Raw genomic sequence first — 18670 nt, 5'->3', positions numbered from 1 at the left:
GAGAATACGAGTCAGGACGAGAGCGCCCACATCGCCACGGCGCTGGCCGCCGCCACGTTGAGCGAGTCGATTCCGTGCATCATCGGAATCTGCACCACGGTGTCCGAGGCGGCGAGGGCGTCGTCGGTCAGGCCCGGGCCCTCAGCACCAAGCACCAACGCGAGTTTCTCGTAGCCGGTGGCCTGAAAATCGCGCAGGCTCACCGCATCCGGGGTCAGCGCAAGCGCGGCGACGTGAAACCCGTGCCGGGTCAACACCTCACGGGTTGACGCCCAGTCGCCCGTGCGGGTCCACGGCACTTGCAGCACCGTGCCCATTGAGACGCGGATGGCCCGACGGTAGAACGGGTCGGAGCAGCGCGGTGTGACGAGGATCGCGTCGGCGCCGATCGCGCCGGCCGAACGGAAGATGGCGCCGACATTGGTCGGGTCGGCCACGTTCTCGAGGATCACAATGCGGCGGGCGCCGTCGAGCAATTCGTCAAGGTCGGGCAGCGCCGGCCGGTGCATCGAGGCGATCAGGCCGCGGTGCAGGATGTACCCGGTCAGCTCGGCGAGGAGCTCCCCCGGTCCCGAGAAAATGGGCACGTCGTCGCCGACGAGCGCGAACGCCTCGTCAACGGTGCCGCCCAGGGCGAGAACGGAACGCGGCCGGTGCCCGGCGCGCAACGCCCGCTCGAGCACGAGCGCCGACTCGGCGAGGTAAAGACCGTGCTCGGTGCTGCTCGCCTTCTTGAGAGCGACATCCGTCAGGTGGGAGTAGTCCGACAATCGCGGATCGCTGAGGTCGGAAATCTCGATGACGGGCATCCGTCGATCTTATCGAGCCCCTCAAGGCCTGCCCGGTTCGTCGCGAGTGCGAGCCCCACGCCCACGCGTGCGCTCGAATCGTCGCCTGCCGGTGGGTCGAGGCGACGATGTGAGCGCACGCGCGAGAAGAGCGCGTGACTGGTGAGACTGGTGAGACTGCTTCGCTAGACCGTGAACGGGTCCGGCGTGAGGGTGTACTTCGTCGAGAGGTACTCATGGATTCCCTCGAGGCCACCCTCCCGGCCCAGACCCGACTGCTTGACTCCGCCGAACGGGGCCGCCGCGTTGGAGATGACGCCCATGTTCAGGCCCATCATTCCGGTCTGCAGACGTTCGATCATGCGCTGGCCGCGTGCAAGATCCTTGGTGTAGACGTAGCTGACGAGGCCGTATTCAGTGTCATTCGCGAGGCGCAGGGCGTCCTCCTCGTCGGTGAACGAGGCGATCGCAAGCACCGGTCCGAAGATCTCTTCACGCAGGATGCTGCTGCCCGCGATCACGCCGCTGATCACGGTCGGCTGGTAAAAGGTACCCTCGCCGGCAATCGCCGAACCGCCGGTGAGCAGCGTGGCCCCGCGGCCCACGGCATCCTGAACCAACTCGTCAGCCTTGGCGACCGCCTTGTCGTTGATCAGCGGGCCGATGACGACGCCCACTTCGGTGCCGCGACCGATCGCGAAACCGTTGACCCGCTCGGTGACCCGGCGGGCGAACTCATCGGCGATCGACTCGTGCACGATGAACCGGTTGGCCGCCGTGCACGCCTGGCCGATGTTGCGGAACTTCGCCGCGATGGCCCCGTCGACGGCCTTGTCGAGGTCGGCGTCTTCGAAGACCACGAACGGCGCGTTGCCGCCGAGTTCCATCGAGGTGCGCAGCACGCCCTGGGCCGACTGGCGGATGAGCGCCTGGCCAACCGGGGTCGAGCCCGTGAAGCTGAGTTTGCGGAGGCGACGGTCGGCGATGATCGGGTCGGAGACCGCACCGGAGGTCGACGTGGTGATCACGTTGACGACGCCGGCGGGCAGGCCCGCTTCTTCGAGCAGCGCGACGAACAGGAGCGTGGTCAGCGGGGTGAGCGAGGCCGGCTTGATGACGACGGTGCAGCCGGCGGCGAGCGCGGGGGCGATCTTGCGGGTCGCCATCGCGAGCGGGAAGTTCCACGGGGTGATCAAGAAGCAGGGGCCCACCGGAACCTGGGTGACGATCATGCGGCCGGTGCCCTCGGGGTTCGAGCCGTAGCGACCGGTAATACGCACCGCTTCCTCGCTGAACCAGCGCAGGAACTCGCCGCCGTAGGCGACCTCGCCGAGCGCCTCGGCGAGCGGCTTGCCCATCTCGAGCGTCATCAGCAGGGCGAAGTCCTGTTTGCGTTCCTGCATCAGGTCGAACGCGCGACGCAGAATCTCGCCGCGCACCCGGGGCGGGGTCGCCGCCCAGCTGTCCTGTGCGGCAACGGCGGCGTCGAGAGCGGCAGCGCCGTCCTCGACGCCGGCGTCGGCGATGGTCTTGATGGTCTTGCCGGTGGCCGGGTCGGTCACTGCGATCGAGCGCCCGGAGCGGCCTTCGACCCACTGGCCCCCGATGAACAACTTGTCGGGAACGCGGGCCAACAGTTCGGTTTCGCGTGACTCACTCACGGGGACTCCTTCATCGTCATTAATGATTCGGTTCGAGCATAACGACCGCGTCTGAGTTGCAAACGTTGAGCGGCGGGATCTCGCGCAGGCGCGCAATCCGCGTGCGCGCGCGGGCAACGGATGCGTCGACTCGTTCGGTATTCGAATTCTATGTTCTACTATTGAAACAGCCAGGTACCGGCTTCACACCATCACCGCACGGAGTTCAGCAATGCCGCCACATGGGTTGATGAGAGACGCGACGGATTCGACGAGCGAGCTCGACTGTGGCTGACTTCACCCTGCGGCAGCTGACTTACTTCGTCGGGATCGCGGAGGCCGGCAGCATTTCAGATGCCGCGCTACGCCTCCATGTGTCGGCGTCGGCGCTCGCCGCCGCGCTCACCGACCTTGAATCAAGCGTGGGCGCCGCCTTGTTCATCCGCCGCAAAGCCCACGGGGTCACCCTCACTCCGAACGGCCTGGCCGTGCTCGACCAGGCGCGTCTCGTGCTCCGCGCAGCCGACGAGATCCGGCATGTGTCCGACCTCCCCGACCACGCACTGCGCGGCCCTGTCACGCTCGGCTGCTACCTCTCTCTGGCACCGACGATTGTGCCGCGAATCCTCGATGAAATCGGCAGACAGCATCCGGATATCACCCTGAATCTCGTCGAGGCGACGCAGGACGCTCTGTTGCGCGGTCTCGATGATGGCCAAATCGACCTCGCAGCGGTATACGACATGCAATTGGCCGGGCGCCTGAACCGGGTGCTCCTCCATCAGGTGAGAATGCACATTCTGCTGCCAGCCGACCACCCACTCGCCGCCGAACCGAGCGTGAGACTGGAGCAGCTGGCCGATGAGCCATTCGTACTGCTTGACGCCCAACCCAGCCAAGAACACACGCTGGGCGTGTTTCAGGCCGCCGGATTCCATCCCCTGATCGGGCATCGCACGTCGAGCTACGAGATGGTGCGTTCCCTCGTGGCACGGGGACTCGGTTGGAGCGTGCTCGTGCAACGCCCGGCCAACGACCTCAGCTACGAAGGTTTGCCCCTCGTGATGAAGGAGATCAGCCCGGCTCCTGCACCGGTTGGCGTCTACGTGGTCTGGCCGGAGAGCAGCGTACTCACCGTGCGGGCGAAGGCGATCATTGACTGTGTTCTCGGCCTCGACTGGCCGAATCCAGCGGCGACAGCCGCCTAGGCGATCAACAACCACGCACGCCCCCTCCCGTCGAAACGGAGAGGGGGCGTGCTGCTGTCGGGCGCGACTGTTGTCGGGCGCCCTAGTAACCCGCGCTGCCTGCGGTCACGGCATCGGCCGAATGCTTCATTCCGTAGATCTGCCCGACAGACTGCTCTGCCTCGTGGTCCGGCCCCAGCGGGATGCCCGTGCGATCACGCAACACGAGCGTCGCGGCGAACGCGATGACCGTCAGCACTGCGATGTAGACCGCAACGGAGAACGCAGTTCCGGACTGCTGCACGAGCCAGGTCGCGATCAACGGCGCAAACGCGCCGCCGAGGATCGCCCCGAGCGCATACGTGATCGAGACCCCGGAGAAACGGATCGAAGCCGGGAACAATTCAGCAAAGAACGCGGCCTGCTGACCGTAAGTGAAACCATTCCCGATTGTGAAGAGCGAAAGTCCGAGGAACAGGAGCCAGACGTTCCCGGTGTTCACGAGGGGGAAGAGCAAGAACACCGTCGTCAGCTGCACGCACCAGCCGATGATGTAGGTGTTGCGTCGCCCGATGCGGTCTGACACGCCACCGGCGATCCAGGTCATGGCGAGCCAGACAACGGCCGAACCGGTGACGGCGAGCAGCACCGGGGTGCGTTCCATCCCCACCAGCCCGTCGGGGTTTGTCGCGTAGTTCTGGATGTACCCGCCCGTTGTCATGTAGCCGGCGGCGTTGTTACCCGCGAAGGTGAGAGCGGCCAGAATCACCAACAACCAGTGCTTGCGAAACAGCGTCGCAACCGGCATCTTGCTTTGCTGCTTGCGCTTGGCAATCTCGGTGAAGACCGGGCTCTCATCAACGCTGCGGCGCACGATGAAGCCGACGATGATCAGCACAAAGCTGAGCAGGAACGGAACGCGCCAGCCCCACTCGAGGAAGGCCTCACCGGGTGAGATCACGCCGGTCATCAGGGCCAGCATGCCGGATGCGAGAAGCAAGCCGATCGGGACCCCGATCTGCGGGAACGCACCAAAACGACCCCGCCGCCCGTCGGGCGCATGCTCGACGGCCATCAGCACGGCGCCACCCCACTCGCCACCGGTTGAGATTCCCTGCAGAATGCGCAGCAGCATCAGCAGCACCGGGGCGGCGATGCCGATCTGGGCGTAGGTCGGCAACAGGCCGATCAGCACCGTCGAGGAACCCATCATGATCAGAGTGACGGCGAGCACGACTCGGCGGCCGAGCCGGTCACCGAAGTGGCCGGCGAGGAAAGCGCCGAGGGGCCGGAAGAGAAAACTCACCCCGACGGAGGCGAAGGAGAGCAGGATCGCGGCTTGCGGTCCGGCCGGCTGAAAAAAGAGCTGCGCGAAGACGAGCCCGGCGGCACTCGCATAGAGAAAGAAGTCGTACCACTCGATGGTCGTGCCGATGACGGTGGCGAATGCCACTCTGCGCAGTTCGGGGCTCATCCTTACCTCGGGCGCTCGAGTACAACTGTTGACATCCATGACTCCTTCGTCGGCATCGACTCAAACATGAGTCGGCAATGCTGATCAGAGTACGCGGCGCACCCAGACGGCCGTCAACGGCATTTTGCCCAGGTGTATCCCCGGGTTCGGTGCGGAAGCGGCGGGTCGATGACGGAGCCAACGGCTGAGAGACGCGTCACTCCAGGGTTCGCTGCTAGGATCCCTGTCACAGATCGTATACACCGCAGTAGCGATCCTGAGAGCTTTCGAGGTGTTCCCGTGCAGCGTTCCCTAGCCGCCCCCACTCCCCGTGCCACCGACAATCGGGTGTCGAACCCGAAACCCCTCACCTTCAGCGAGTTCCGCACCGCGGTTTCCGAATCCTTCGTGCCGCTGAAGGTCACCGCCTCGGCTTCGGAGACCGCCTCGTTTCGTGGGGTGCTGCGCTCGGTCAGCGTCGGCGATGTGCACATCTCGGAGGTCAGCGCCGCCCGGCACTCGGTGGAGAGAACGCCGGAGCTCATCGCCCGAGGCGGTGTCGGCGACTCGTTCAAGATCAGCCTGCAATTGAAAGGGACCGGGCTGCTGATTCAGGACAACCGCGAAGCGGTCCTGCGCCCGGGGGATCTCGCCGTGTACGACACACACCGGCCGTATTCACTGGTGTTCGACGAGGCGTATCGCTCGATGGTGATCATGTTTCCGAAACACCTGGTCAACCTTCCCGCCGACGCCGTCGGACAGCTCACCGCGGTGCGGATGTCCGGCTCGGATGGGATCGGCGCCATCATCGTTCCATTCCTGGCCCAGCTCGTCGAGAACTTCGATCAGCTGAACGGGAGCACCGGCGCCCAGCTCTCACAGAGCGCACTGGACCTCGTCTCCACGATGTTCTCGCGAGAACTCGCGATCGATCGTGGGCCAACCACCCCGCACCAGGCCCTCATGCAGCGCATTCGCACCTACATCGACGACAACCTGGCCTCTGTCGATCTCGACCCCGCCCAGATCGCCGCCGCGCACTTCATCTCAACCCGCCACCTGCACGGACTCTTTCACGAGAACGGATGCACCGTCTCATCACTCATCCGCAGCCGGCGCTTGCAGCAGTGCCACCGCGACCTGCTGAATCCCGCACTCGCCGACCGCCCGGTCGCCGCCATCGCTGCCCGCTGGGGATTCGTGGATGCCGCGCACTTCAGCCGCGTGTTCAAAGCGGCACACGGCCTCCCGCCGAGTGAGGTGCGCAGCCGCGCATTCAGCCCAGCCTCCTAGTCGGCCTCCCCCTCCAGCCGCTACATTCCCGCGTGCTCGAACGCCAGGGTCGGCAGATCCACCACATGCGCGCCGCCGTCGGCGACGATGACCGATCCGGTCATGTACGAGGCCTCGTCGGAAGCGAGAAAACGCACGATCGAGGCCATCTCGGACGGCTGAGCCTCACGCCCCAACGGCACATCCCTGGTCACGAGGGCGTAGCCGTCCTCACGACCGGTCAGCCCGGCCGCCTGACCGAGGGCATCCATTTCTTCGTCGGCCATCGGCGTGCGCACCCATCCCGGGCAGAGCGCGTTGACCCGCACTCCGCGCTTGCCGTAGTCGCGCGCCATCGACCGGGTCAGTCCGATGAGCGCGTGCTTGCCGACCGTGTACCCGGCGACATCCGGCCCGGCGAACAAGCCGGCCAGGGAGGAGACCACGACGATCGCCCCGCGCGACTCGATCAGCGCGGGAAGTGCCGCCCGAGCGATCACGAAGGCGCTCGTCAGGTTCGCCTGGAGGCTTGCCGCCCACGCCGCATCGTCGGTGTCGGTGACCGACGCGAGTCCGTGGCCGCCGGCATTCGCGACAAGGATGTCGATAGAGCCGAAGGTGTCGACGATCTGGCGGGCGGCGGCGGCTGCTTGTACCCCGTCGCTGGCATCGGCGACGATCGCCAGGGCGCCCGTGCGGGCGGCCACCTCGTCGAGCGGGGCACGGCGCCGGCCGACGATCACGACCCGAGCGCCCTCCGACGCGAATCGCTCGGCAATTGCGGCGCCGATCCCGGTTCCACCACCCGTGATCACAACGACCTTGCCCTCGACGGTCGCTCCGGTGTAGCCCATGTCTTCTCTTTCCCGTCGGTCAATCAATCGCGTTCTCCCCCATACTGCCGCCTGAGACCGACTCACCGACAAGCTCTGCACGCAAAGTCAACTGCCTCTCACTTGCCGACAAAAGCCAGCTGCGGCTGCGCCCGAGAATTCTAGATACCCGCATCGGCCAGCCCTGGCATCCGCCTGAATGAGCAGAAGGACAACAGAATGAGTGAAGTGTCGCGATCGGAAGGCAATACCCGCCTCGCCAGGAACGTGCTCGGAGTGCCCGGCATCGTCTTTTTGGTGCTGGCCGCTGTCGCTCCCCTGACCGGGATGATTGTCATCGCCGCCATCGGCATCGCCGTCGGCAACGGCGGCGGCATGGTCGGCGCATTCCTGCTCGTCATGGCCGTGCTGCTGCTCTTCGCCGTCGGCTACGCGCAGATGTCGAAGATCTTGGTCAACGCTGGCGGCTTCTACGCCTTTGTGGTGAAGGGCCTGGGACGCCCGATGGGCCTCGTCGCGGGCTTCGTCGCCATGCTCGGCTACAACTGCTTCGTCGCCGGCGCCATCGGCACCAGCGGTTTCTTCACGGCGATGGTGGCGAAGGATGTCTTCGGCATTGACATGCACTGGATGATCTGGAGCCTGATCTCGGTCGTTCTCGTCTTCGTGCTCAGCCGCAAGGGCATCGGCTTCAGCGCCAAGATCCTCGGCGTGTGCCTGATCCTGGAGATCTCGATCCTGCTGGTGATGGACTTCACCGTCTTGTTCCGCCACGGCCTCAGCTTCGAGGTCTTCAACCCGTCGATCATCCTGTCGGGTTCGCTCGGCCTGGCCATGCTGTTTGCCGCCAACGCGTTCATCGGCTTCGAGGCCACGGCACTCTTCAGCGAGGAGGCGAAAGACCCGAACCGCACGATCCCGCGCGCAACCTACATCGCCATCACCTTCATCGGCCTGTTCGCCGCATTCACCACCTGGTCGATCGTGAGCGCGATCGGCGTCGCACAGGCACAGGATGTCGCGCTTGAGCACCTCTCCACCGGCGACCTGGTCTTCACCATCTCTCAGGACTACCTCGGAGACACCCTCACCAAGGTGATGATGGTGCTTCTGCTGATCAGCCTGTTTGCGGCACTTCTCGCACTTCACAACTCCGCCACGCGGTACCTGTATGCGCTGGGCCGTGTCGGGGTACTGCCGCGGGCGCTCGGCCAGACCCGGGCCTCGACCGGTTCGCCGCAGAACGCCGCGATCGTGCAGCTCGCCTTCGGAACGCTCGTCGCCGCCGTGTACTGGGCTGCAGGGCTTGACCCCATTGCGGAACTCACCGCGAGCATGACCGGCTTCGGAACCCTGGGCATCCTCGTGCTGCAGCTGCTCGCCGCCCTGTCGATCGTCGTCTACTTCCGCCGCACCCGGGACTCGCGGATCTGGAAGACCTTCATCGCTCCCGGACTCGGCGGACTCGGCCTGCTCGTGATCGTCGGCCTCGCCATCCTGAACTTTCCGGACATGGCCGGCTCGGACAACCCGATCATCGGGATGCTGCCCTGGCTTCTGCCCCTCGTGCTGATCGCCGGACTGGCGACCGCCGCCTGGCTGAAGAAGTACCGGCCGGCCGTCTACGCGAACCTGGAGACCGACCTGGAACAGTCTGAAGCGGCCGCCGTCGCCAACAGCGACGCCTCGACTTCAGCGGTGCGCTAGAACCGCTGCTCGAGCGAAAACACGCGAGGAGAGGAGACCGCCCGCACGGGGTGGTCTCCTCTCCTCGCGTTTTCGGCGTGCCCTGCGGCCCGCAGCGATGGTGCGCCACCGGGCAACCATCGCGCGCCCTGGGACAAGCGACCGTTGCGCCCCAGTGCATACGGTGGAAGAGGTGTTTGACTCACCGTTCTGACTCACAGTGGAGGACCAATGCAGACCTACGACAGCCTTCTGGCGACGATCACTCCGTCGTCGGGACCCACCCGCGACATTCTCGATCCGGCCACCGGCGCGGTCGTTGGTTCGGCCCCCGTGCACTCCGTCGAGGACCTCAACCGTGTTGTCGCCGCGGCCGTCGCCGCTCAGCCGGCCTGGGCCGCACTCGGGCACGCCGCTCGCAGTGAGACGATGCAGCGGGTCGCGGATGCGATCGACGCCGCCGCCGAGCCGCTGGCCGAGTTGCTCTCCCGTGAGCAGGGCAAGCCGCTGAACGGCCCGAACGCCCGCTTCGAGGTCGGTGGAGCGTCAGCCTGGCTGCGCACTGCGGCCGCGACGGTGCTGGAGACCGAAGTCGTTCTGGACGACGGCCCCGCCCAGGCGTCGCTGCACTATCGCCCGATCGGTGTCGTCGGCGCGATCGGCCCGTGGAACTGGCCGATGATGATCGCCATCTGGCAGATCGCCCCGGCACTGCGCATGGGCAACGCCGTTGTCGTCAAGCCGTCGGAATACACGCCGCTGAGCGTGCTTGCTCTCGTCGCTGTGATGAACCAGGTGCTGCCGGAAGGCCTCGTCACCGTCGTGTCGGGCGACCGCGAAATCGGCGCCGGCCTGTCGAGCCACCCAGCCATCGGCAAGGTCATGTTCACCGGTTCGACCGCCACCGGCAAGGCAATCATCCGCAGCTCCGCTGACACCGTGAAGCGCCTCACTCTTGAGCTCGGCGGCAATGACGCCGGCATCGTGCTGCCCGACGCCGACCCGGCGGCCATCGCCGAGGGACTCTTCTGGGGCGCCTTCATCAACACCGGCCAGACCTGTGCCGCATTGAAGCGCCTCTACGTGCACGACGACATCTATGACGAGGTCTGCGAGGCTCTCACCGCTCTCGCCGCCGCCATTCCGATGGGCGTCGGCCTGGATGAGAACAATGTGCTCGGCCCGCTGCAGAACAAGGCCCAGTACGACATCGTGAACCGCCTGGTCGAGAGCGCGAAGGAGTCTGGCGCTCGCGTTCTCATCGGAGGCAACCCCGTGGCCGAGCAGCCCGGATACTTCTACCCGACCACGCTGATCGCCGACATCGACCACGACAACGCCCTGGTCGTCGAGGAGCAGTTCGGCCCGGCGCTGCCGATCATCCGCTACAGCGACATCGACGAAGCCATCGCGCTGGCGAACAGCCTCGATGTCGGTCTCGGCGGTTCGGTCTGGTCGTCAGACCTCGACAAGGCACGCGAGATCGCGGCCCGCCTGGAGACCGGAACCGTGTGGATCAACTCGCACGGCACCATCCACCCCATGGTTCCGTTCGGCGGGGCGAAGCAGTCCGGCTACGGCCTTGAGTTCGGTGTCGAGGGCCTCAAGGCGCTCGGTGTGCCGCAGGTGATCAGCGGCTAGAACTGTCACCGGCTCCATGTGACGATCGCCGCCCCGCCGGCTTGCGGGGCGGCGATCACCCTGTCGTGGCTCGCCGCCGCGCCGCGCTCACCCAGCCACTCACGTTGACGCGCATTCCCTGAACTCGTGCACAATCGCACGCTGCGTCGTGAACCGAACTGTGCGTATAGTTCACTGTGAATTCCGGTCACACAGTAGTGCCCGCATCACAGCACGCAACGAAGGGTCTGTGGAGATGAGCGACGACCTCACCCGGCTCTCAGCTCGCGCGCTCACCGGGATGATCGCGACCGGCGCGCTGTCGGCCCGCGAAGCGTTGCACTCGCACTGGGACCGCATCGACCGAGTCAACCCGGCCATCAACGCGATCATCTACGAAGACCGGGACCGGGCCTTCGCCGAGGCTACCGCCGCCGATGAGCGGCAGGCGTCGGGGGCCGTGCTCCCGCCACTGCACGGATTGCCCATGACTCACAAAGACACCAACGACGTCGCTGGAATGCCGACCACCTGGGGCTCACCACTGCTCGCCGGCTCGGTACCCGCGGCCAATGACGTCGTGATCGAACGGCTGCGCGCAGCGGGGGTGGTCAGCACGGGCAAGAGCAACGTGCCGGAGTTCGCCGCCGGCGCGCACACCTTCAACGACCTCTTCGGCACGACGCACAACCCTTACGACCTCTCGCGGAGCGCCGGGGGGTCCAGCGGCGGAGTCGCCGCAGCACTCGCCGCAGGAATCCAGCCGCTCGGCGACGGATCCGACATGGGCGGGTCGGTGCGCATTCCCGCTGCGTTCTGCAATGTTGTCGGGCTGCGGCCGTCGCGCGGGCGCATCCCGATCGTCACTCCGAACTCGTGGGCCTGGCTCGCACGCGCCGGCCTGATGGCCCGCGAAGTGGCGGATGTTGCCCTGGCGATGTCGGTCGTGTCGGGCCCGGATGCCCGGAGCCCTCTGTCTCTCGCTGAGGATCAGGCGTCATTTGCCGCCCCGCTGGAGCGCGACCTTCGGGGATTACGCATCGGCTGGACCGTCGATTTCGGACTCGACCTGCCCGTCGAACCTGAGGTGGTCTCGGTCTTCCTGGCCGCCCTCGGCGAATTCGAACAGCTCGGTCTGCACATCGAAGAGGCGGCGCCCGACCTCTCCGACGCCGACTTCGTGTTCAACCAGACCAGAGCCTTCGACTTCGAACTCGGTTGGGGTGATCTGGTGCGGGGCGACCCTGCGCGAGTGAAACCCGAGATGCTCTGGAACGTGGGCCTCGGCACCCGACAGACCGGGGCAGACATCCGTGAGCTGGCACTGGCCCGCACCCGGCTCGAGGGCCGGATCCGCGAATACTTCAGTCGATTCGACCTGTTGCTCACCCCGGGGTCGCAGTGCCTGCCCTTCCCGGGCGAGTGGCGCTATCCCGGGAGCATCGACGGCCAGAAGTTCGACACCTACCTCGATTGGATGCGCTCGGCCAGCGTCATCTCCGCCGCCGACGTCCCGGCCTTGGCCATGCCAGCCGGGTTCACCCCATCGGGCCTTCCGGTGGGCCTGCAACTGGTGGCTCCGCACGGCGCCGACCTCCTGCTGCTCCAGGTCGGTCATGCCTTCGAACAACGCACTCGCTTCTTCGAGCGTGCACCCGAGCTAGCCTGACCCTCTGCTGAACGAGGCGGCTCGATTGGCCGCTTCCCTCAGCCCAGGAGCCCGGCCAGGCTTCCCTCCATCTCCCGCAGGAGTAGCTCGGCGTGCTCGCCCTGAAAAGCGAGCGGTGGGCGAATCTTCAACACCGAATCGTTCGGACCGATCTTGCTCATCAGCACGCCGCGCTCGCGCATGTCTTCGACCACCGCCCGGGTGAGCGCCGCATCCGGCTGACACTGGCCGGCATCGCTGAAGAGCTCGAAGCCGAAGAAGAGGCCGGCACCGCGCACCGGACCGATCCGGTCATAGTGGCTCGTGATCTCGGTCAGTCGCTGGTTGATGAGGGCGCCCAGCTGGGCGGACCGGTTCATCAGGTCTTCGTCACGCATCACGTCGAGCACGGCAAGCCCCACCGCCGCCGAGACCGGAGTGCCGGCAAAGGTGTTGAAGTACATGTTGCGACGCCCGAACTCATCGAGAAGCGCCTCGGTCGTCACGACGCCGCCGAGCGGATGACCGTTGCCCATCGGCTTGCCGAGGGTGACCAGGTCGGGCACGATCCCGAGACGCTGGTAGCCCCAGAAGTGTGAACCGGTGCGCCCGAAACCCGACTGCACTTCGTCGGCGATGACGAGTCCGCCCGCCGCCCGCACCCGCTCGGCGACGCCGGCGAGGTAGCCGTCGGGTGTGTGGCAAAGCCCTTCGGTCGAGAACAGGGAGTCGACGAGCACCGCGGCAACGCCGTATCCGGCGGCGACAAGTGCGCCGATCGCCGCGTCAACCTCGGCCAGGCTCGTGGCGAGAAGTTCTTCGTCACTGAGCGCACTGCTGAGGGTGTCGGGAATATGAATCGTGCGCACGTGCCCGCCCAGCCCTTCGTGCGCCGTCAGCCCCGTGGTCAAACCAGCGAGATAGGCCGTGTTGCCGTGGTAGCTGAAGTCGGAGACCAGCACGCCGGTGTTGCCGGTGTGCTGGGTGGCGACACGGAATGCGAGTTCATTCGACTCGGACCCGCTGTTGGTGAAGAACACGCGGTCGAGGCTCGGCTCGAAGTTCTCCAGCAACGCCTCGGCGTAGTCGACGACCCGGTCGTTGAGATAGCGGGTGTGGATGTTGAGCGTCGACGCCTGCGCGCGCAGGGCCTCGATCACCCGGGGGTGGCAGTGCCCGACGTGCGGCACGTTGTTATAGGCGTCCAGGTAGCGCTTGCCCGCGACGTCGGTCATCCACACCCCCTCGGCGGAAACCAATTCGATGGGCTCGTTATAGAAGAGGGGCGAGTGCGGGCCCAGGGTCGCGATCCGGCGTTGCAGGAGATCGTGTGTCATCGGGTTGGTCCTTTGCTGCCGTCGCCGGCGGTGAGAGCGAAAAGTGAAGGTGAGGGCGCCGGCCGAGTCAGGGCCGACCCCAAGGCAGTGGTTCGCCGGCCAGATAGACGGATGCGCAGTGCACGACCCAGGGGGCGACATCCGTTTCGATGTGGTCGGCTGCCTCATCACCTGGCCGGTCCGAGGCCCAGCCGAGGTAGGTGAATGCGCGGGCGAGCAACATCGCGTCCCAGGCCGCGAGCTCCGCGGCGGTCAACTCGCGCACCGCGTTGTAGCCGTCGAGAAGTGCGCTGCGGTACTCCTCGAAGCGCGGGTGATGCGTGTAAAAGAAGAGAATCGTGGCCAGGTCGAAGAGGTACCAGCCCTCACCGAAGTCGTCGAAGTCGATGATGACCAGACCGTCGGCGTCGCGCAGGATGTTCTCGGGCGTCAGGTCGGCGTGAATCACGCCGTAGTGGTGCGCATCGACGCTGAGCGTCGCCAGTTCGGCACGCACCAGGGCGACCGCCGCCCGGAGGATCGCGCGCTCGGCGTCGTTCAACGTGCGGAGCTGTGTCGGGTCACCCCAGAGGGGCTGGTTCCCGGTGAGACCGTCCAGATCCCACGGCGCCCGTTCGAACCCGGCCGGGCGACCGAGCGCCTCGGAATCGTTGTGCACGGTGCCGATCAGCCGACCGATCTGGGCGAAGGTCGCGGCATCGGTCTGGTCGAGGCCGTCGAACGCCGCCGCCACATCGCCGACGGGCGCGGCATCCTCAAGCCAGCGTTGCACCGACACCCGCCGTGAGTGGCCGTTGCAGTCGACCCGGCTCCAGAGGGCACCGGATGTCGCCGGAACGATCTCGACGACCGGCAGCCCCCGCTCCTTCAGCGCGCAGATGTATTCGAGCTCGTTCTCGATCTCCCGGTCGCTGCGATAGTCCGGTCGGTGCAATCGGAGGGCCACCGCGGCGCCGTCGGCGGGAGCGACCCGGAAGACATGATTTTCGCGGTACTTGACGAAGGTGATCTCTGCCTCGTCATCGATTCCGAAGTGGGACAGAGCGGCTCGCGCGGTCTCCCGTGCTGCGATCTGGTCAAACACCATGCGGTGATCCTTTCGTCGTGAGCCGCCCTGAACCGGCGTCACCTGTGACGCTCGACCGGAGCCGGAAAAACCATACTCACGTTCTTGTTTACAGAATGGAAGTCTGGAAATAGGATTGCATTAACCGACCGAGAAGAAAAGGGGAACTCGTGACGACTGCTGCGCGGACACCACTGCGCGAGCGCCGGCAGCAACGCGTGCGCGAGGATCTCATCGCAGCGACCGTGAACCTGGTCTCGACCGGTGACCTCGCCGCCGCCACCATTGATCGGATCACCGCCGAGAGCGGGATGTCGAGGGCAACGCTCTACGCCCACTACCCGGCAGGCCGGGACGACCTGCTGCGCGACACCTACAACGCGGTCGGCAGCGCACTTCTCGCACAAGCCCGTCAGGGCGCCTCGTCGGCGGAGACCTGGAACGCGAAGATTCTCGCGTACGCGGCGGCGATGCTCGAGTTCTCGACCGACCCCCGGCTCGGCTCCTTCTACAACATTTCCGGACCCCATCTGGTCGGCTTCCGTGCCGAACGCGGCATCGGCTCCCAGGGGTTCTTCGACGCATTCTGTGAGCAGCTCCGCAGTGCCGTCTCGACCGGTGCGATCGATGCGAGCATCGACGTCGAGTCGACCGCGACACTCCTCACCGGGAGCCTGCGCGACGCAGGGATCGAAACGTCCCGCAATCCGGCCCGCGCGAGCGCTTTTCTTGACAGCTTCGACCGACTTCTCGTCGGCCTCACCGCTTCGCACTAACAACACCGGCTACAACATGGGCTACAACACCGACGCGGCCATCGCGGCGAGCATCACACCGAGACTCGCCGCTTCAAGAGCGCTTGACCGCCGACGACGCGTGCGACGCGCGTAGCGGACAATGAGCCACGCGGCATGCACGAGGAGGCCGATGACGCCGACCAGCAGCCATCCGGTCGCCCCGCCGTGCAATCCGGCATGGGCGTGCCCACCCGGCGAGCGCCTCGCACCGACGAAACCGACGGGACCGGCGAGAACCAGGATCAGCCCCCCAGCCGCCACGAACGTCAGCGCGCGGTGCAGATCCAGCGACGCGCAGACCGAGCCAGGGTCCGGAACCGACCAGCGCCGCCGCGCCGCCCCATACATTCCGGCCGCAATCAGCAGTGCCGACCAGACGAGAGGCGGCAACCAGTCGCCGGGCACCGACATGTCGAGCATGGCCGCAACCATGATCACCTGCCCCAGCCAGCCGGACACGGAGGGCCGGTGGGGCCCGAGCAGCCCGCAGGCCGTGCAGGCGAGTGCCGAGATCAGCATGCACACGTGTAGCGCAACTTCCATGCAGAACTTCCTTGTTTTGTGGAGTTGACCTAAGTTACCCTACAACCGTAGGGAAAAAACAGAGAAGAGAGTGAAACATGACAACGACGTCACCGAACGCAGCACTACATGCCGGCACCCCGGCGTCACTGCCCGCACCGGCCGACCCATTGGCCAGCCTGCAGGCCGAAGAAATCGTGACGGCGCGCAGTCTCCTCTCGGCGGCCGGCCATGTCAGCGACACCACGCGCTTTGTCTATCTGGGCGTCGACGAACCAGACAAAGCAGCTGTTCTGAGCGGCGGCGAACTGCCGCGCATTCTGCGTTCCGTGCTCCTCGACCAGGCGACGGGCATCGCGCTCGATGCGCGAGTCTCACTTGGCGATGGGCAGATCACCGTCTTCGATATCGACGGCGAGACCGGTCAGGTGGCCATCCTCGACGAGGAGTTCGGGTCCATCGACGGCATCCTGGCCAACGAACCCGACTGGCATGCAGCCCTCGCCAAACGTGGCATCACGCATGATCAGGTTGCGCTCGCTCCCCTCTCCGCCGGCAACTACGGCTTCGCCGAGGAGAAAGGCCGCCGGATCATCCGTGTGCTCGCCTTCATGCAGCAATATGAGGGCGACCACTGCTGGGCGCACCCCGTCGACGGCCTCTGCGCCTACGTCGACATGATCGACCAGAAGATGTTCAACCTGATCGACCACAAGGTCTACCCGATCCCCGCCGAGGGCGGCAACTTCAACGACCGCGCGGTCGTCGGGCCGGACCTCGACACCCTGAAGCCGATCTCGATCACCCAGCCCGAGGGGCCGAGTTTCACCGTTGAGGGTGAGGAAGTCACCTGGGCGAACTGGCGGTTCAGCGTCGGCTTCGACGCCCGCGAGGGTCTTGTGCTGCGTCGCATCCGTTTCAACGATGCGGATGCCGGCGAGGAGCGCGACGTGATCTACCGCGCCTCGATCTCGGAGATGGTGGTGCCCTACGGCGACCCGTCACCGACCCGCTTCTGGCAGAACTACTTCGACACCGGCGAGTACATCTACGGTCGTTACGCGAACTCGCTCAAGCTCGGCTGTGACTGTCTGGGCGAGATTCACTATTTCGACGCGACCCTCGCCGACGAACTCGGCAACCCGCATGTCATCCCCAACGCGATCTGCATGCACGAGGAAGACTTCGGCACCCTGTGGAAACACACTGACATTTACACCGGTGCCGCGGAGGTCCGTCGTCAGCGCCGCCTGGTGATCAGCTTCTTCACGACCGTCGGCAACTACGACTACGGCTTCTACTGGTACCTCTACCTCGACGGCACCATCGAGTGCGAGGCCAAACTGACGGGCGTGCTGTTCACCTCGGCGTATGACCCCGAAGCCGGCGACTTCGCCAGCGAGGTGGCGCCCGGCCTCGGTGCTCCGTACCACCAGCACCTGTTCAGTGCCCGCCTCGACATGATGGTCGACGGTCTGTCGAATGCCGTCAACGAGGTGGATGCCGTGCGCCTGCCCATCAGCGACACGAACCCGTACGGCAATGCGTTCACCAAAAAGACGACACGACTGCGGGTCGAGTCGGAGGGCGCGCGCGACGCAGAGCCCGCGGTCGGCCGCGCCTGGCATGTCGTGAACACGGAGAAGACGAATCGCCTCGGATACCCGGTCGGCTATGAGCTGCTTGCCCAGGGAACACCGACGCTGCTCGCCGCCGACGACTCTGTCATTGCTCAGCGTGCCGGCTTCACCCGCAAGCACCTCTGGGTGACCCGGTACTCCCCCGCGGAGCGCTATGCGGCCGGCGACCTGCCCAACCAGAACCCGGGCGGCGACGGCCTGCCCCGCTACAGCGCGGCGAACCGCAGCATTGACGGTGAAGACATCGTGCTCTGGCACACCTTCGGCCCGACGCACTTCCCGCGCGTCGAGGACTGGCCGGTGATGCCCGTCGATTACGCGAAGTTCACGCTCAAGCCCTACGGGTTCTTCGGTCGCAACCCTGCTCTGAACGTGCCGGCGTCTGCCTCGGCCGGCCATGGCGCGAGCGCGTGCGCCTGCGATCACAGCGGCGGCGACAGCGCGGGCTGTGTCTGTGCGGGCTGCGAGCGCTAAGCGCTCATTCGCTCTCAGACGATGACCGGGCGGCACGGGCCGCCCGGTCATGTCGTTGTGTGGTCATGTCGGTGCGTGGGCGTTCAGTTCAGTTCAGTTCAGACGTGTGAGAAAGTCGTCGAGCATCGCTGTCAAGCGTGCGGCGGCGCCAAGGTCTGACGACAAGACGGTGAGCACCTGCACTCCGTTCAGCATGGCCATCAGCTGGTCGGCGACCAGACCGGTGTCGAGATCAGATCGAGCCTGGCCCTCCCGCTTCGCCTCCTCGAGATACTCCAGCATCTCGGCGCGCCAGCGGGCCATGGTGTTCTGGTGCAACTGGTTCAGCGCCGGGTCAGTGGCGGCGTGTTCCCAGAACGCGACAACGATCCGCGCCTCAAGCAGGCGCTCCCCATCGAGCGGGAAGATCTCGATCAACATCACGCGCAAGGCCGCGAGCCCGGTTTGATTCGAGCGGGCCCGGGCGAAACGATCGTTGGTCGCAGCGAACACGTGCTCGAAGGCTGCCGTCAGAATCGCATCCTTGTCGGTGAAATACGGCACCAGCGTTCCGTTGGCGACGCCGGCCTCACGGGCGATCTCGCGCATGGTGGTGGCGCGGATGCCCTGGGTGGCGATCAGTCGCCAGGTCGCCTGGACGATCGTCCGGCGGCGCTCGGCATGATCAACGATCTTCGGCATCGCTCCTCTTTCGCACTCGGAAC

Annotated in this window: 15 protein-coding genes; 7 read left to right on the top strand and 8 right to left on the bottom strand. The window is 65.9% G+C overall.

The window, feature by feature from the left end; genetic code table 11:
* Positions 1-11: 11 nt before the first annotated feature.
* Entirely contained in the window at positions 12-809 is a 798-nt protein-coding gene (locus AC1DCF_RS13580; RefSeq protein ID WP_477211463.1) for a TrmH family RNA methyltransferase, read from the bottom strand.
* 164 nt (positions 810-973) lie between these two features.
* Positions 974-2449, bottom strand: coding sequence for an NAD-dependent succinate-semialdehyde dehydrogenase (locus AC1DCF_RS13575; RefSeq protein WP_477211462.1), 1476 nt, complete (start codon positions 2447-2449; stop codon positions 974-976).
* Between the two features lie 266 nt (positions 2450-2715).
* On the opposite strand from AC1DCF_RS13575, the gene AC1DCF_RS13570 reads away from it, so the two are divergent.
* Positions 2716-3636 (top strand): LysR substrate-binding domain-containing protein, encoded by a 921-nt coding sequence (locus AC1DCF_RS13570; RefSeq protein WP_477211461.1) that lies wholly within the window; start codon positions 2716-2718, stop codon positions 3634-3636.
* An 82-nt stretch (positions 3637-3718) separates the two neighbouring features.
* Here AC1DCF_RS13570 and AC1DCF_RS13565 read toward each other — a convergent pair whose 3' ends face one another.
* Positions 3719-5128 (bottom strand): MFS transporter, encoded by a 1410-nt coding sequence (locus AC1DCF_RS13565; RefSeq protein WP_477211460.1) that lies wholly within the window; start codon positions 5126-5128, stop codon positions 3719-3721.
* 288 nt (positions 5129-5416) lie between these two features.
* Between AC1DCF_RS13565 and AC1DCF_RS13560 the strand changes: the two genes are divergently transcribed.
* On the top strand, positions 5417-6364 hold the full coding sequence (locus AC1DCF_RS13560) for an AraC-like ligand-binding domain-containing protein (RefSeq protein ID WP_477211570.1): 948 nt from the start codon (positions 5417-5419) through the stop codon (positions 6362-6364).
* A 20-nt stretch (positions 6365-6384) separates the two neighbouring features.
* Here the strand turns inward: AC1DCF_RS13560 and AC1DCF_RS13555 are convergent, their stop codons facing one another.
* Positions 6385-7197 (bottom strand): SDR family NAD(P)-dependent oxidoreductase, encoded by an 813-nt coding sequence (locus AC1DCF_RS13555; protein ID WP_477211459.1) that lies wholly within the window; start codon positions 7195-7197, stop codon positions 6385-6387.
* A 198-nt stretch (positions 7198-7395) separates the two neighbouring features.
* Here AC1DCF_RS13555 and AC1DCF_RS13550 point away from each other — a divergent pair, with 198 nt between their 5' ends.
* The 3 genes from AC1DCF_RS13550 to AC1DCF_RS13540 all read left to right on the top strand — a co-directional run bounded on the left by AC1DCF_RS13550 (position 7396) and on the right by AC1DCF_RS13540 (position 12151).
* Positions 7396-8883: an APC family permease gene (locus tag AC1DCF_RS13550; protein WP_477211458.1), complete on the top strand. Its 1488-nt coding sequence runs from the start codon at positions 7396-7398 to the stop codon at positions 8881-8883.
* A gap of 210 nt (positions 8884-9093) precedes the next feature.
* Positions 9094-10503 carry an aldehyde dehydrogenase family protein gene (locus AC1DCF_RS13545; RefSeq protein ID WP_477211457.1) on the top strand — a complete coding sequence of 470 codons (1410 nt, stop codon included), beginning with the start codon at positions 9094-9096 and terminating at the stop codon, positions 10501-10503.
* A gap of 235 nt (positions 10504-10738) precedes the next feature.
* A complete protein-coding gene (locus AC1DCF_RS13540) occupies positions 10739-12151 on the top strand; it encodes an amidase (protein ID WP_477211456.1) in 1413 nt (470 codons plus the stop codon).
* Positions 12152-12189: 38 nt separating this feature from the next.
* Here the strand turns inward: AC1DCF_RS13540 and AC1DCF_RS13535 are convergent, their stop codons facing one another.
* Both AC1DCF_RS13535 and AC1DCF_RS13530 read right to left on the bottom strand, forming a co-directional pair.
* Positions 12190-13467, bottom strand: coding sequence for an aspartate aminotransferase family protein (locus AC1DCF_RS13535; RefSeq protein WP_477211455.1), 1278 nt, complete (start codon positions 13465-13467; stop codon positions 12190-12192).
* A gap of 67 nt (positions 13468-13534) precedes the next feature.
* Positions 13535-14554, bottom strand: coding sequence for a phosphotransferase enzyme family protein (locus AC1DCF_RS13530; protein ID WP_477211454.1), 1020 nt, complete (start codon positions 14552-14554; stop codon positions 13535-13537).
* A gap of 149 nt (positions 14555-14703) precedes the next feature.
* Here AC1DCF_RS13530 and AC1DCF_RS13525 point away from each other — a divergent pair, with 149 nt between their 5' ends.
* Positions 14704-15309, top strand: coding sequence for a TetR/AcrR family transcriptional regulator (locus AC1DCF_RS13525; RefSeq protein WP_477211453.1), 606 nt, complete (start codon positions 14704-14706; stop codon positions 15307-15309).
* Between the two features lie 21 nt (positions 15310-15330).
* Here the strand turns inward: AC1DCF_RS13525 and AC1DCF_RS13520 are convergent, their stop codons facing one another.
* Positions 15331-15873, bottom strand: a complete 543-nt coding sequence (locus AC1DCF_RS13520) for a hypothetical protein (protein WP_477211452.1) — start codon at positions 15871-15873, stop codon at positions 15331-15333.
* Between the two features lie 77 nt (positions 15874-15950).
* Between AC1DCF_RS13520 and AC1DCF_RS13515 the strand changes: the two genes are divergently transcribed.
* Positions 15951-17966, top strand: a complete 2016-nt coding sequence (locus tag AC1DCF_RS13515; protein WP_477211451.1) for a primary-amine oxidase — start codon at positions 15951-15953, stop codon at positions 17964-17966.
* 93 nt (positions 17967-18059) lie between these two features.
* On the opposite strand, the gene AC1DCF_RS13510 is transcribed toward AC1DCF_RS13515, so the two are convergent.
* Entirely contained in the window at positions 18060-18647 is a 588-nt protein-coding gene (locus AC1DCF_RS13510) for a TetR/AcrR family transcriptional regulator (RefSeq protein WP_477211450.1), read from the bottom strand.
* Positions 18648-18670: the final 23 nt, after the last annotated feature.

It is taken from the genome of Leifsonia sp. 10L418 (assembly GCF_056395445.1).
The sequence above is the reverse complement of the archived record's forward strand: the minus strand, read 5'-3'. Positions and strand labels throughout refer to the sequence as shown.

What these genes read in the sequence shown, in the direction of transcription:
- AC1DCF_RS13580 (WP_477211463.1), bottom strand. Translation starts at nt 809, where the DNA reads ATGCCCGTCATCGAGATTTCCGACCTCAGCGATCCGCGATTGTCGGAC.
- AC1DCF_RS13565 (WP_477211460.1), bottom strand. Translation starts at nt 5,128, where the DNA reads ATGGATGTCAACAGTTGTACTCGAGCGCCCGAGGTAAGGATGAGCCCC.
- AC1DCF_RS13555 (WP_477211459.1), bottom strand. Translation starts at nt 7,197, where the DNA reads ATGGGCTACACCGGAGCGACCGTCGAGGGCAAGGTCGTTGTGATCACG.
- AC1DCF_RS13550 (WP_477211458.1), top strand. Translation starts at nt 7,396, where the DNA reads ATGAGTGAAGTGTCGCGATCGGAAGGCAATACCCGCCTCGCCAGGAAC.
- AC1DCF_RS13545 (WP_477211457.1), top strand. Translation starts at nt 9,094, where the DNA reads ATGCAGACCTACGACAGCCTTCTGGCGACGATCACTCCGTCGTCGGGA.
- AC1DCF_RS13540 (WP_477211456.1), top strand. Translation starts at nt 10,739, where the DNA reads ATGAGCGACGACCTCACCCGGCTCTCAGCTCGCGCGCTCACCGGGATG.
- AC1DCF_RS13535 (WP_477211455.1), bottom strand. Translation starts at nt 13,467, where the DNA reads ATGACACACGATCTCCTGCAACGCCGGATCGCGACCCTGGGCCCGCAC.
- AC1DCF_RS13530 (WP_477211454.1), bottom strand. Translation starts at nt 14,554, where the DNA reads ATGGTGTTTGACCAGATCGCAGCACGGGAGACCGCGCGAGCCGCTCTG.
- AC1DCF_RS13520 (WP_477211452.1), bottom strand. Translation starts at nt 15,873, where the DNA reads ATGGAAGTTGCGCTACACGTGTGCATGCTGATCTCGGCACTCGCCTGC.
- AC1DCF_RS13515 (WP_477211451.1), top strand. Translation starts at nt 15,951, where the DNA reads ATGACAACGACGTCACCGAACGCAGCACTACATGCCGGCACCCCGGCG.
- AC1DCF_RS13510 (WP_477211450.1), bottom strand. Translation starts at nt 18,647, where the DNA reads ATGCCGAAGATCGTTGATCATGCCGAGCGCCGCCGGACGATCGTCCAG.